The 13,088-nt window shown below is 59.1% G+C and carries 12 protein-coding genes; 4 read left to right on the forward strand and 8 right to left on the reverse strand.

Annotated features, from left to right (window positions below; genetic code table 11):
* The first annotated feature begins 18 nt into the window (after window positions 1-18).
* The gene (locus tag FrondiHNR_RS00965; protein WP_279353392.1) at window positions 19-957 is read left to right on the forward strand and encodes a hypothetical protein; all 939 of its coding nucleotides are present in this window, start codon (window positions 19-21) and stop codon (window positions 955-957) included.
* A gap of 87 nt (window positions 958-1,044) precedes the next feature.
* On the opposite strand, the gene FrondiHNR_RS00970 is transcribed toward FrondiHNR_RS00965, so the two are convergent.
* The 6 genes from FrondiHNR_RS00970 to fae all read right to left on the reverse strand — a co-directional run bounded on the left by FrondiHNR_RS00970 (window position 1,045) and on the right by fae (window position 7,483).
* Window positions 1,045-1,935 (reverse strand): exodeoxyribonuclease III, encoded by an 891-nt coding sequence (locus tag FrondiHNR_RS00970; protein ID WP_279353393.1) that lies wholly within the window; start codon window positions 1,933-1,935, stop codon window positions 1,045-1,047.
* Between the two features lie 169 nt (window positions 1,936-2,104).
* Window positions 2,105-3,592, reverse strand: coding sequence for an FGGY-family carbohydrate kinase (locus FrondiHNR_RS00975; RefSeq protein ID WP_279353394.1), 1,488 nt, complete (start codon window positions 3,590-3,592; stop codon window positions 2,105-2,107).
* A gap of 5 nt (window positions 3,593-3,597) precedes the next feature.
* Window positions 3,598-5,181, reverse strand: coding sequence for an FAD-binding oxidoreductase (locus tag FrondiHNR_RS00980; protein ID WP_279353395.1), 1,584 nt, complete (start codon window positions 5,179-5,181; stop codon window positions 3,598-3,600).
* Window positions 5,171-5,947, reverse strand: coding sequence for an SDR family oxidoreductase (locus tag FrondiHNR_RS00985; protein WP_279353396.1), 777 nt, complete (start codon window positions 5,945-5,947; stop codon window positions 5,171-5,173). Before FrondiHNR_RS00985 ends, FrondiHNR_RS00980 begins: the two co-directional genes overlap by 11 nt.
* A 4-nt stretch (window positions 5,948-5,951) precedes the next feature.
* The gene (locus FrondiHNR_RS00990) at window positions 5,952-6,962 is read right to left on the reverse strand and encodes an NAD(P)-dependent oxidoreductase (protein ID WP_279353397.1); all 1,011 of its coding nucleotides are present in this window, start codon (window positions 6,960-6,962) and stop codon (window positions 5,952-5,954) included.
* Window positions 6,959-7,483, reverse strand: coding sequence for a formaldehyde-activating enzyme (gene fae / locus FrondiHNR_RS00995; RefSeq protein WP_279353398.1), 525 nt, complete (start codon window positions 7,481-7,483; stop codon window positions 6,959-6,961). Before fae ends, FrondiHNR_RS00990 begins: the two co-directional genes overlap by 4 nt.
* Before the next feature lie 111 nt (window positions 7,484-7,594).
* Between fae and FrondiHNR_RS01000 the strand changes: the two genes are divergently transcribed.
* Window positions 7,595-8,443 carry an IclR family transcriptional regulator gene (locus FrondiHNR_RS01000; protein WP_279353399.1) on the forward strand — a complete coding sequence of 283 codons (849 nt, stop codon included), beginning with the start codon at window positions 7,595-7,597 and terminating at the stop codon, window positions 8,441-8,443.
* 107 nt (window positions 8,444-8,550) lie between these two features.
* A complete protein-coding gene (locus FrondiHNR_RS01005) occupies window positions 8,551-9,960 on the forward strand; it encodes an MFS transporter (RefSeq protein WP_279353400.1) in 1,410 nt (469 codons plus the stop codon).
* Between the two features lie 19 nt (window positions 9,961-9,979).
* On the opposite strand, the gene FrondiHNR_RS01010 is transcribed toward FrondiHNR_RS01005, so the two are convergent.
* Window positions 9,980-11,140, reverse strand: a complete 1,161-nt coding sequence (locus FrondiHNR_RS01010) for a low temperature requirement protein A (protein WP_279353401.1) — start codon at window positions 11,138-11,140, stop codon at window positions 9,980-9,982.
* A gap of 340 nt (window positions 11,141-11,480) precedes the next feature.
* Here FrondiHNR_RS01010 and pyrE point away from each other — a divergent pair, with 340 nt between their 5' ends.
* Complete coding sequence (pyrE, locus tag FrondiHNR_RS01015) at window positions 11,481-12,038, forward strand: orotate phosphoribosyltransferase (protein WP_279353402.1); 558 nt, start codon at window positions 11,481-11,483, stop codon at window positions 12,036-12,038.
* A gap of 97 nt (window positions 12,039-12,135) precedes the next feature.
* Here the strand turns inward: pyrE and FrondiHNR_RS01020 are convergent, their stop codons facing one another.
* Window positions 12,136-12,933 (reverse strand): HAD-IIA family hydrolase, encoded by a 798-nt coding sequence (locus FrondiHNR_RS01020; RefSeq protein WP_279354438.1) that lies wholly within the window; start codon window positions 12,931-12,933, stop codon window positions 12,136-12,138.
* Window positions 12,934-13,088 lie beyond the last annotated feature (155 nt).

Here is a 13,088-nt window from a genome sequence, read left to right on the forward strand (position 1 = left end):
GGGGTGAAATTTACTCAGGTGAGTGCGGTTAGTTCGTATTCGCTGGCGGTGGATGATGATGGCAGCGTCTATGCCTGGGGGTCGGCCAGTAGCGAACACTCGGTGGTGCTGAGTGAGGATAGCAAAGTCTACGGCTTGGGTCGCAACGCCAACGGACAATTGGGCGATGGTACTCTCGACAACAAAAGTGTACCGACAATGGTGCCACCCCTGGTCTTTGTGATAACAGATGTCACTTTTGATGGTGTATCGGGTACCGGATTGACGAATAATCTTGACGGTACGTGGAGCGTAACGACACCGTCTCATGCCGGGGGTTTTGTTGATATGCATGTGTTCTCAACCCTTGCCGGTACCCCACAGCCTCCGCGTATTTACTCCGACGGCTTTATGCTTGAACTCAGTCCGACGATTTCCGGCCTCCCGGACGAAGCTACCGCGGGCCTTGCCTATGATTTTGAGTTTACCGTGGTGGGGTTCCCCGCCCCGGTTGTGAGTGTTTCAGCGGGTTCTCTTCCCGGCGGGTTTGCTCCGTGGGAAGAAGTTACGTTTTTAATGTACTCGGATCCTGTTGATCTGGGTTCTGTGGTGGCGGATACGGAGGGTAACGTTTCTCTCACCTTTACCGTGCCGAGTAATACGGTTGCGGGGGCGCATCGTGTTGTTGCGATGCAGGGCGGAGTGGATGCTGAGGCCACCTTTACTGTGCTGGAGGGGGCAGACGAGCCTCTTCCGACTCCTCCCGCGGAGGTTGTTCCACCCGTCGATGATCCCCTACCCACGGGGAATGACGGGGATTTGCTGCCCCCGAACGCTGAACCCCTGGAGCGCCTGTCCGAGACGGGTGCGGATCTGGGACGGATTGCTGTCTGGGCGTTAGCGCTTTTGCTCGGTGGTGCTTCTCTGGTTGGTGCAACGGCCTGGGTGCGCAAGCGGAGACTGAGCCTGACCCGGTAACTCCTTCGCCCTGAGGGGTGACCAGCGTGTCCTCTCAGTAACGCCACCACGATGACTAGTGCACGTGGTGGCGTTACTTTTGGGCACCTACCCAAAGATCATGGGGAGGTCGTCCTCTGATTCGTAGTCGTCGTGATCGCTCAGTGAGAGGTCCAGGTCGACCACCACCGGAACGTGGTCGCTGGGGGCATCGCCCTTGCGTTCGTCTCGGTCGATGTGGGCGGCTATCACCTGGTCGCGGAAGGCTTCCGAAGCCATAATAAAGTCGATGCGCATGCCCTCGTCACGGGGGAAGCGTAGCTGTTTGTAGTCCCAGAAGGTGAATCCCTCGGGCGCAAATGGGCGTACCGCGTCGCTTACCAGCCCCTCGAAGCTGTGGAATACGCTGCGCTCCGGCTCTGATATGTGAGTGGAGGTTCCCGGTACAAAGGAGGGGTCTCCCATGTCCGAGTCGAAGGGGGCGATGTTCCAATCGCCCATGAGTGCCAGACGCAGTGCCGGATCTTCGGTAAGCCAGCGTTCTGTGTTGCGGTGTAGTGCGCGCAGCCACTCAAGCTTGTAGGAGAAGTGATCGTGGTCGAGCGAACGGCCGTTGGGAACGTAGAGAGACCACAGGCGCAGCCCGTCAACGGTGACTCCCAGCGCGCGGGCCTCCAGCGGGAGATTGTTGGTATCGGTTACGGGGCCCGTCCCGTCGAGGGTGGGCTGTACCGGTTCGCCAAAGCCCGGCATGCCGTCGAAGGTGGTGGTCACGTCCGTCATCTCGTGTGTGCTGGCAAACGCAACGCCGTTCCACTGGTTGAGCCCGTGAATTTCGAGGTGGTAGCCTGCGGCCTCAAATTGCGCGCGCGGAAACTGGTCGGGGCGGCACTTGATCTCCTGCATGCCGAGTACATCCACTTTTTCGCGCACGAGCCAGTCCACGACGCGATCCACACGGGCACGAACAGAATTTACGTTCCAGGTAGCGATTCTCACGGCATCAACTCTATCGAGCGCAGCTGGGGTTGTGTTGCTGCTCTTGCATAGCGGGTGTGCGATTTTTCGTCGCTGGGGTTGTGTTGCTGCTCTTGCGGCTTGGGGTTTGCAGGTTGGGTGTGTGCGGGCATTTTTGCTGGCCGGGCTTGTGCGATTGGTGGGTGTGTGATTATTCCTCAGCGTAGAGTGTGGCCGATAGCCTGCGTATCTCTTCGCGAACGCGCCGATGCCTGGGGCGAAGACGCGCGTACACGGCCGCATTGGCGGAGGGGAGCAACGGGTCGGAGAGACGCGTCATGGCATCCACCGCGGTGTCCCAATCGGGGTGCGTGCCCGATCCGACCGCCGCGCAGATGGCCGCACCGATTCCCGCGGCATCGTCGGTTTCTGCACTGCGAACGGAAAGGCCCAGCACATCGGCCATAACCTGCGGAAGGATACGCGAGCGCGCACCGCCGCCAGAAACGATGACGGTGTCAAACGAACGGTTCAGTTCTGCCGCCATAGCCTCGGCGTTATCGGCCATGGTGAGGGCGATTCCCTCGAGGATGGAGCGATAAATGTGGGCTCTGCCCTGCGTGCCGGAAAATCCGAGCAGCGCGCCGCGGCGGGTGGGGTGAGCTGCCGGGGCGAGCCAGTCGAGCACGGCAAAGAGCCCGTCGCTGCCGGGTGGGAGGGCCGCTGCCTCCGCGTCGAGCAGAGCCTCCATCTCGTAGATGCGGTCACCGCGGGCTGGGGTGCCCTCGCGTGGTGTGCCCTCGGGCGCGGTTCCCTCGGACAGGATTCCCGCGCTCAGCATGTCCTCCGGCGACGCACCCTCAAGCAGCGAACGAAACCAGCTCACGGTCCACATGCCCCGGCGAATCCCCTCGCTCTCGGCTAGGTATTGGTGGGGTCGGGAGGCAAAGTTGCTCCAGTACGAGGTGCCCTCCGTATACCCTGTCGCGGGGGTCAGAGAAGAAATGTAGGTGCCCAGTGAGAGCAGAAGCTGATTGGGTGAGGTGAGTCCCGCCCCCAGCGCCTCTACCGCTTTGTCGTTGGCTGTGGCAAAGACGGGGAGTCCGATGGCCAAACCGGTTGCGGCCGCGGCCGCGGGGGTGATCGTGCCGAGCAGATCGCCGGGGTCAACCAGATCGCAGAGCATTTCGGGTGACATGCCCGTGCGCATAAACGCGGACGGGTCCTCGGACCAGCGCCAACTGTGCTGATCGATCGGCCACATCCCCTGATACGCGGCGGCGGAGTCGACAAAGCGGCCCACCAGACGGTGTGTGATGTATCCGGAGGATGCGGCGAGTTTTGCAACTCCCGGGTGGGTGGCGCTGTGGGGCAGACCGACCCGCTTATCCATCCAGCTCAGCACGGGCTCCACGAGGGTTCCGTTAGTCGCGATTAGCGCTCTGCAGTATCGAATTGTGCACAGTCCCACCCCGACGATTTTTTCTCGCGGGCCGGCAAATCGGGACAGGGCGGTCTGGCAGGCGGAGGTGATGGATTCCCACAGATCATCCCCGGGGTGCACCGCCAGGCCCGGGGATGGGTGCTCGTAGGGTTTCAACCCGATGCGGGCGGAGGCGTGAACCGTGCCGCCTTCGTCAACAACCAGCACCTTTGTGCTCTGGGAGCCGCTATCAATCGCGACAAAATAAGAGGTCACGATTGCTACCGCGCGAGGGGGAAAATGGTGCCGGGGTTCATGATTCCGTTGGGGTCAAGAGCGGTCTTGACCCGGGTGAGTAGCTCGTAGGCGGACCCGTGCTCCTCGGACGTCCACGCCGTGCGGTACTTGCCTATGCCGTGGTGGTGCACCATTGAGCCGCCCAATTGCAGTGCCTCTTCCACGATGATGGCGTTGAGTGGTTTGTGATACTCGGTGATTTCGTTTTGTGGTTCGCAGCGGATCCAGTAGTCATACACAAAGTAGAGATTGGTACCGGTCTGGTAGCTGTGCGAGGAGTGTGCGCCGAGCATGGTGAGGTCGTCTGCGTGCGGAAATTCCGAGCGAATACGGCGCATTACCGAGGTGTAGAGTTCACCCACGCGAGACCAATCGATGGATACCTCGGTTGTGTATCCGAGGTGGCTGCGGGCAACCATGTCGGCCTTTTCCGCATCGATGGCCGACTGATCCCAGTTGAGACGGTTAAACCACTCCTCGATCAGGCTGTCCTTCACCCGAACATGGGGGATTGTGGAAAATGTCTCTTCGATGGCGGTGGCCGTTGCCTCGGCTAGCGGGCGCGGCCCCTCGGCCACCAAAACCACAACGTTTTTTCCCTCGGAGAAATGAGCAAAGTGCTGGTGGGCATCTTCCGGTGAGTAAACCCGGCACACGGAGGGGCGATAACCGGCGGTGACCAGCGTGCGCAGAGCTTCAATTCCTGCCGCAAAATCGTCAACCAGGTACCCGAAGAAACGGTTGTTTTCCGGTTGATAGGGAAAAATCTTGACGGTAACCTCCGTCACATAGCAGAGCGCGCCCTCGTTGCCGATCACGAGATGGCGGATGTCCGGCCCCGCCGCGCGGCGGGGTACGTTTTTAATACGGGTCACGGTGCCGTCGGGTAGAACCGCCTCAAGCCCTACGACCATATCCTCGATCCCGCCGTAGAGCGTTGAGAACTGGCCGATTGATCGGGTTGCAGTGAGGCCCCCGTATTGTGCGAGGGGCTTTGACTGCGGGGAATGTCCCGCCGTGAGTCCCTGCTCGCGTAGAACATCCTCAAGCTGCTGTAGTGGAACGCCGCACTGCACGGTTGCCATCATGTCGATTGGGTTCACCGAGAGGATACCGTTCATTTGCGAACCGTCCAGAACGATGGAGTTGGGAATCACGATTTCCAGCCCGCCCTCGGTTGCGGTGCGCCCGGTGCGTGGAACAATCGCGATCTGGTTCTCGTTCGCGAACTTTAGCACGGCGGCGACCTCCTCTGTGCTACGCGGGTAGGCAATTGCGCTGGGGAAGGGTCCGTTAAAAATGCCGTGTGCCGCGGTGTACTTTTTGAAACGATCAACGCTGGCCGCGCGGAGGGCGGACTCGTCGGTGTCTACCTGTTCCGGTCCGAGCATCGCAGAGAGGGTATCCGTAATCTGCTCACGGTTCAGCGCGGAGCGGGACGCAAAGCCGGTAGTGCTGATGGGGCCGCCCGTGTTGATGTTGGTGCCCTCGGCGGTGCTACCAACGGTTCCGGTGACGTCCTCGCCGGTATTCGGGGTAGCGTTTGTGCGGGATGAGCTAGCGGACAAGGTATCCTCCATCAACAACAAGAGTGTGCCCGGTGACATAGTTGGCAGCGGGACTGCAAAGAAAAACGAGGGCCCCCATCAGATCGGCGGGAGTGCCCCAGCGACCCGTGGGTATGTGGTCAATAATGCGAGCGTTTGCCGCTTCGTCAGACCTGGTTTTTTCGGTAAGCGGTGTCGCAAAATAACCGGGAGCGAGTGCATTTACCTGGATGCCAAACTCGCCAAGTTCATCGGCGTAGGCTCGGGTAAACCCGACCAGACCCGCCTTAGTAGCGGCGTAAGCCGGGGATTGTTTGCCACCGAGGAATGAAAAGAGTGAGGCAATATTAATTATTTTACCGGAGCGCTGTGGCAGCATAACGCGTGCTGCGGCATGGGCAAACTCAAATGCCGCGGTGAGGTTTACGGAGACCATGGGGTCCCACTTCTCACGGCCAAACTCGGTCACGCTGTCAAGAAGGTTGATGCCCGCCGAGTTGACCAGGATGTCCAGGCCCCCCAATTCCTCCACGCACCGCGTGATCACCCGTTCGGCAGCGCCGGACTCGGTGATGTCGGTGACCATAAAGCGGTAGCGTCCGCCCCTGTCCGTGACCATTTTCTCGGTTGTGCCGTCGTCATCGACGAGGCTCGGAACAAAAACATCGGCGCCCGCCGCCGCGAGGGCCACGGAGAAGGCGCGCCCGAGGCCGCCGTTTCCTCCGGTGACGATGGCTTGTTTGCCGCGCAGAGAGAAGAGACCCGTGTTGAAATCGGTGATGTCCATGGGTTTAGGCCTCCCGTGCGGTCAAGGAGCCCGGTGTAAAAGAAGCTACGGGTGCGGCAGCGGGTGTTGACTCAGACCCGGGTGTCGCTTCCGCGCCGGGTGTCCCGAAACGTAGCGGAGTACCAATCGAGTCCTCATATAGCTGGAAAGGTGCCATCTCTCCCGCATGGTCGCCGTAGGAGACGCGTGCCCTACTGAAGATCTGTTCAACCAGGGCGGAAAGATCTGCCGAAACACCAACGGAGCGGGCCAGATCGCTCGAGAGGCTAAGGTCCTTACACGCGAGAGCCAGGGCAAACCCCTCGTCATAGTCACCGCGTTCGAGGATGCTGAGCACATCACGCTCCACAAAGGTGCTGTTGGCTGGGCTGGCAATCAACGAGTTGCGGAGTACCCCCAGGTCAACACCCGCACGCACACCCACGCTGAGCACCTCTGCCGTTGCAACCAGGTGGGAGAACCAGAGTTGATTAATCATGAGCTTGACGGCGTATCCGGCACCGTAACCACCCACGTGAAGAATCTTTTCGGAGTCTCCCATTGCCTCAAAAACGGGTCGTAGACGCGTGACGTCCTGAGCTTCGCCGCCGATAAAGATTTGCAGGGTACCCGCTGCGGCGCCCGCAGACATGCCGCTCACCGGAGCGTCGAGGATACGCAGATTGCGTGACGCCGTTGCCTCACGAATGGTGTTTGTCACCTCGGGAATCGAGGTGGACATATCCACCCAGGTGCCGCCGTCTTTGATCCCCGCGAGGATGCCGTTGTCGCTGGTGGCGACCTCGTTGACGTGGCGGGGAGTGGGTAGCATGGTGATCACCAGGTCGCTGCTGGCGGCAACCTCGGCAGCTGTTCCCGCCCAGCGAGCGCCCGCCGCGACGAGGTCAGCTGCGGCCGCCCGGTTGAGATCGGTAATAACGAGGGGGAAGCCCGCCCTCTGGAGGTTGTGCGTCATCCCGCTGCCCATGCTGCCGAGGCCGATAAAACCGACGGTGGGGGTTGTGATTATTGTCATTGTTTCTTTTCCGTGAATGGGTCGCCGGTGGGGGCTGTGTAAAAGGGGTTGTGCGGTCGGTGGCGTGCGGCGAGCACGGTGTCGATATGCGGTTCGCCGATGAGGCCGTTGCGGAGCGCGCGCGCCGTAGCTTCGCGATTATTGCGGTATACGGTATCGGCATCGTCCGCGTCGGGGTTGACCCACACCGCCGCGATCACCACGTTTTCTTCGATGGTTGCGCCGGGGAGGGTTCCATCCGCCACGGCGTCTGCAACACCCGCCGCTACGCCCGCTTGGGCCGGACCCCAGATGAGAGTCCCGTGTGTGTCGTTTGTGGGTGCCGCCTTGGTAACAAAAAGGGTGAGTGGTTTCACCGGAACGGAGGGGGCAAGAACGGCAACAAAGGGAACGTGTCCGGCGCTGGGTGAGGCCAACGAGCTGGCCCAGGCCGTGCCGGCGGGGCCGGTGCGTGCCCCGAAGACGGTGTTGATGTGAGCCGCGTTGACGCCGCTACCAATAAAACTTTCGCCAATGTACACTGATGAGTCCTCTCCGCGTTGAGTGCGTGACCCACTCACCATAGAACATAATGATGCCAATGTGCCACTAGGAGTTGTTTATATGGCAATTTATCTTGTTAGAATCGCGCTATGACGGTCGAGAGAAAACCACGCCGCAACGCCTCTGGCCTGGCCCGTGATATTGAAATCCTTGAACTGCTTGGTGGGGCAGAGGCTGCAGAGTCGGGGGGCCTTGGAGTGGTGCGTCTGGCCCACATGACGGGACGAGACAAGGCGGTTATTTCGCGCTCGCTCGCAACCTTGGCCGACGCTGGCCTCGTGGAGCGGAGCGAGGATACCCTGGCGTATCGTCTGGGCTCTCGTCTTTACGCTCTTGCCGGTCGAACGGTAGAAAACCGTCTCATACGGGAGTCGCGACCGGCACTGCGGAGGCTTTCCCAAACGACAAAGGAGACCGCTCACCTGTGCGTTTTGCGCGGTGGAAATGTGCTCACCGTTCTCAGCGAATTGAGTCCGCACGAGTTTCGCACAACGGGCTGGGAGGGGGTGACCACTGCGGCCTGGCGCACGCCCTCGGGTCGGGTACTGCTTTCTGATTGGGATCGCGCCTCGCTTGCCGAGTGGTACGGGGAGCACGGGCGGGATAATCCCATCGTTGGGCCGATACCGCCGAGCGTGGGTGGCTTTTCTGTTCTCACAATCCCGCCGGAGGGAAAAGCTATCGTGACGGATTTTGAGTCTTTGCTCACCGAGATTGGACGTATTCGGAGAAGGGGATACGCGCTTCTTGATGAGGAGTTAGAGTTGGGTGTGGTGGGGGTATCTGCGCCAATTAAGGATTTTACTGGACGAATAGTTGCTGCAATTAACGTGAGTGCACCCAAGGTTCGCATTGGCGATCGCCTGGAAAGTCTTGGCCGCTACGTGGCGGCAAATGCGAGAGAGCTCGCGCGCGCTCTGGGGTATGAAGAGAGCTAAAGCTTGCCATATGCGCAACTCTATTTGTTCTAGAGAAAACTAACAGTAGTGTCGTGGATACCGATGTGCGGGCTCCGGCCCCTCGACGATGAGATTGGTATACAACTATGTCCTCACCCACTCCCACCGGCTTCCTTGACGCACAGAGTGCCTCAGCCGAAGTAATGAATCCGCGAGCGCGACGCTTCCTCACCCGGTTAACCCTGGTAACGGCTGGCGGCATGTTTATCGACGGATATATTTTTGCGGTCATCGGGGTCACTCTGGCGTTACAAACGTTCAAAACCGAGCTGGGAACGGATCCCTTCTGGTTGGGTATGATCTCCTCCTCGACCCTCGTTGGAATCTTTGTTGGTGGATTTTTCTTTGGTTGGCTCACTGATCGTTACGGTCGACGCCCCCTGTTCATTGCCGATCTGTTTTGCTTTGCGGTCACGGCGGTGCTCATGTTTTTTGTCCAGGAGCCGTGGCATCTGTTTGTGCTCGGGCTCTTGATGGGTCTGGCCATCGGTGCCGACTATGCTATTGGCACCCCGCTGCTCTCCGAGTTTTCTCCCCGAGCCATTCGAGGCAGGCTCGGGTCGAGTTTACAAATCGCCTGGAACGTCGGCTACGTTGTAGCCTTTGCCATTGGTTTTCTGATCACAGCCTCTTTTCCCGAGGCGTGGCGCTGGGTGCTTGCCTCCGCCGCGATTCCGGCTATCATCTGTTTGATCGCTCGTCACGGTTTACCCGAGTCTCCGCGGTGGTTGCTCAGTAAGGGCAGGGTTCAGGAGGCACGTGCTGTGCTTGCCAGGCTCGGCTGGACCCTTGAATCGGGAGATTTTGAGGCTGAAAAAGACACCCGCACCCGGGTTTCCGCACTGTTCCACCCCGGTCAATTGGGTCGCACGTTTTTTGTGTCCGCTTTTTGGGTGTGTCTGGTGCTGCCCTACTTCGCGATTATTTTCTTTCAGGCAGATGTTTACGCCACGCTGGGTATTGATAACCCCATTGCTACCGCTCTTTTTGGAACAATCGTCGTTCTTGCGGGCGTAACGCTGGGTTGCCTGCTGGTTGATCGGGTGGGAAGACGCAAGCTTCTGATCGTTCCGTTTTGGGCCACTGCGGCCGCCCTGCTTGTGGTGACATTTGCCGAGTTTTTGCCCGCACCCATAATTGTTATCTGCTTTTTTGTTTACCTGTTCTCGTACGGTGTGGCCTCTGTGCTCTGCGGCGTCTATCCGATGGAGCTTTTCCCCACCGCGATTCGCACCACCGGTGTTGGTTTTGTGACCTCCGTGAGCAGGGTGGGTGCCGCTTTTGGGACTTTTGCGTTTCCCGTTGTTTTGGCGTGGAACGTGCCGTTTGCGATGGCCGCTATGGCCGGGGTGTGCGTGGTGGGTGCTCTCGTTTCGCAGTTCTTTGCCCCGGAAACCAGGGGGCGTTCGCTGACCGATGTCGCTACCGCCGAGCTCTCGCGCCGATCAGTGCGTGAGAGCGGTGCGATGCGGGAACACGCAACCGCTGCACCGTAACCGACTGACACCTCGCTCTTTAGCGGGTGCCTGCGCGGTTACGGAACAGCGAAATAAGTGACACCACGACCACCCCGGCGGCAAACACGGTGATGTGCAGCCACGACGGGAGGTTTGTGCTGACCCAACCGCACATCACAATGATGGCGATGGCGGGTAATAGCCAGCGCACAATTCGGGAGATCGTCTCACCGAGTTGAAGCGAGGCGATGGCGTTGGTGAAGTAGAAGCCGAGCACTCCGACGAGGAGCATGGTTTGCTCCCCCTGGGGCAGCGGTGTCTCGGGTTCCCGAACTGCCGCCCCAATGGCGGCGGATGCCAGTGCCAGCGCGGCGATGATAAAAAACGGAAGGTACATGGTCGAGTCGCGAATGATTCGAAATCGTCTTTTCTGCTGGGCGATTATTAACCGCTCTTCGAGCGTCCGCAGCCCATAGAGGAACGCAGCTCGGGCAAGGAGGGCAATGAGGAGAAAGCTTGCGATCCCCGCCACCCCGCCGAGAACGCTCGGATGGTTTGAGAGCCCCACGATAATCAGGTAGACCGACTCTCCCACAACGATGACGAGAAATAGGCCGAGCCGTTCGACCAGGTGAGTGACGCCGATAATCCCGTAAAAGGATGAGGTCATCCCGCTGGGGATAGCCAGAAGAACGGCCTCAATCACTATTGATGCCAGCCAAAACCCCCAGCGCCATTCTGCGGGGACCGCTATCGAGGCCAGCCAGATGAGTGATGTTGCAAGGCCGTAGCTGAGCGGGCGCCAGAGGCCGATCTGTACCCCGTCAATGATGATCGGGAGTAGCCAGGCGACAAAGAGTATGAGCCGTATCCATGCGCCGCCCAGGGCAAAGAGCCACCCGAGATCTCCGAGAGCGGCCGGCATCGCGATCGCGAACATTGCAATACCGGGCATGGCCGCGATGAGGAAAGCTTGCGTTCGTAAAGAATCCGCCCCAAAGAGATTGATGGTGGCCGTGAGGTTTATCCATGCCCACCAGGGTGGAAACAGCAGGAGGACAAAAACGAGAATGGTTCCGGGTGGGGGATTGTCGTGGGGTACATGAACCGCCACGGCGATGAGGGCTACAAATGCCAGGTCAAAGAAAAGTTCTACCCAGCCCGCGTGCCTATTGGCATCCGGGCTTACGCGCCTGTTGAGGATGTCGTTTAGCGACACGTTTCTCCATTCAACTCTCACATTCCATGACGGAGGTGGGGTGTTTATTGTCTTTCGGGGTTAGAGCCTCATCGCACTCGACTCTACGGTGAGAAAGTAAGGCTGAGTCCCTACGTGTTGGGGGATGAGGGCGGTATTTGTCATAGTTAAAGATTCTTTAGGTTACCAGAGTAATCCATTGAGATTGGATTGGAATTAAGATTTTTCCAGTACTCATATTTTGAAATTCCCTGCGTTAGTGCCCAGGCTATGCTTGAGCTTTGTCAAGAGCTCAAAATTGTGCTTACGCCGAGGCCGGGGCGGGTCTTTGATATCTATCCAGAACGATATGCTGGGAGTCATGACTGATACACGTGAACAACTGATACAGCATATTCGTGAGGAGGCCGTTTTCCACGGTGACTTTACACTGACCAGCGGTAAGAAGGCAACCTACTACATTGATCTGCGCCGTGTGAGTCTTGATCATCGTGTCGCCCCGCTCATTGGGCGGGTGATGCTGCCTCTGATTGATGGAGTGGATGGGGTGGTTGCGGTTGGTGGTCTCACTATGGGAGCTGATCCCATCGCCTCCGCTATTCTGCACCAGGCTGCTGCTCGCGAGGGCAAACAATACGACGCTTTTGTTGTGCGTAAAGAACCTAAAGACCACGGACGGGGTCGTCAGGTGGAGGGGCCCGATCTTGAGGGTAAGCGCGTGATCGTGGTGGAGGACACCTCAACCACCGGAGGCTCGCCGCTCAAGGCGATTGAGGCTCTCGAGAAGGTGGGTGCCATTATTGCTGGGGTGGCCGTTGTGGTCGATCGCAATACCGAGGCCCGTGCCCGCATTGAGGCTGCCGGATATCCGTATCACTACGCCATCGGCCTGGCCGACCTGGGGCTGGAACAGCAGTAACCCACCACGGGGTTGTAGGATCGCTCCAGCCGGTTCGAAGGCTTGATGGAAGCCAGTGTTATGGCCGGTCATAACACTGGCTTCCTGGGGAACTTGTTTAGAGAGCGGTTTCCGCGGGTTCGGTGTTGAGGAGGTCTGCAACGGAGCCAAGCGTTTCGTCTGGGCGGAACGGATACTTCTCAATTTCGGCTTTATCGCTAATGCCCGTCATCACCAAGATAGTGTGAAGCCCGGCCTCGATGCCCGCCACGATATCGGTGTCCATGCGGTCACCGATCATGGCGGTATTTTCGGAGTGGGCTCCGATGCGATTGAGCGCCGAGCGGAACATCATAGGGTTGGGTTTACCCACAACATAGGGTTCCTTACCGGTGGCCTTGGTGATGAGTGCCGCAATGGCACCCGTTGCGGGGAGGGGGCCCTCCTTGCTTGGTCCGGTGGCATCCGGGTTTGTTGATATGAATCGGGCACCGTTATTGATGAGGCGGATGGCTTTGGTGATGGCCTCGAAGGAGTAGTTGCGGGTTTCGCCCACAACAACAAAATCGGGTTTGGTTTCGGTCATCACAAATCCGGCATCGTGAAGCGCGGTGAGGATTCCTGCCTCGCCGATGACAAATGCGGTCCCCCCGGGTTGCTGCGATTTGAGAAACGCGGCGGTGGCGAGGGCGGAGGTCCAGATGGCTTCTTCGGGAACATCTAGGCCCGAAGCGTTGAGCCGTGCGCTCAGGTCACGGGCTGTAAAGATGGAGTTATTGGTGAGTACGAGAAACGGGTTCCCCTGGTTTTTCCACTGTTCAATAAGCTCCTTAGCCCCCGGGATAGCGTGATTCTCGTGAACGAGCACCCCGTCCATATCGGTGAGCCAGCACTCAACTTCATTACGACGTTCAATCACGTGCGCCTCCTGTGACTATTTTGTCCTTCCAGATTAGCCCAGATGTATGGGTGTTGGCTCATTGTGATACCGCACCGCAGTCCGGGCTGCAAAGCGAGCCGGGAGCTGCGGTGCACGAGCGTGTGGATTGTGTGGTGTACGAGCGTTTAGCT

The organism is Lysinibacter sp. HNR (assembly GCF_029760935.1).
GTDB lineage: Bacteria > Actinomycetota > Actinomycetes > Actinomycetales > Microbacteriaceae > HNR.

Excerpts from the sequence above, each read along its gene's own strand:
- FrondiHNR_RS00990 (WP_279353397.1), bottom strand. The coding sequence starts at position 6,962 with ATGACAATAATCACAACCCCCACCGTCGGTTTTATCGGCCTCGGCAGC.
- pyrE (WP_279353402.1), top strand. The coding sequence starts at position 11,481 with ATGACTGATACACGTGAACAACTGATACAGCATATTCGTGAGGAGGCC.
- FrondiHNR_RS01005 (WP_279353400.1), top strand. The coding sequence starts at position 8,551 with ATGTCCTCACCCACTCCCACCGGCTTCCTTGACGCACAGAGTGCCTCA.
- FrondiHNR_RS00985 (WP_279353396.1), bottom strand. The coding sequence starts at position 5,947 with ATGGACATCACCGATTTCAACACGGGTCTCTTCTCTCTGCGCGGCAAA.
- FrondiHNR_RS01000 (WP_279353399.1), top strand. The coding sequence starts at position 7,595 with ATGACGGTCGAGAGAAAACCACGCCGCAACGCCTCTGGCCTGGCCCGT.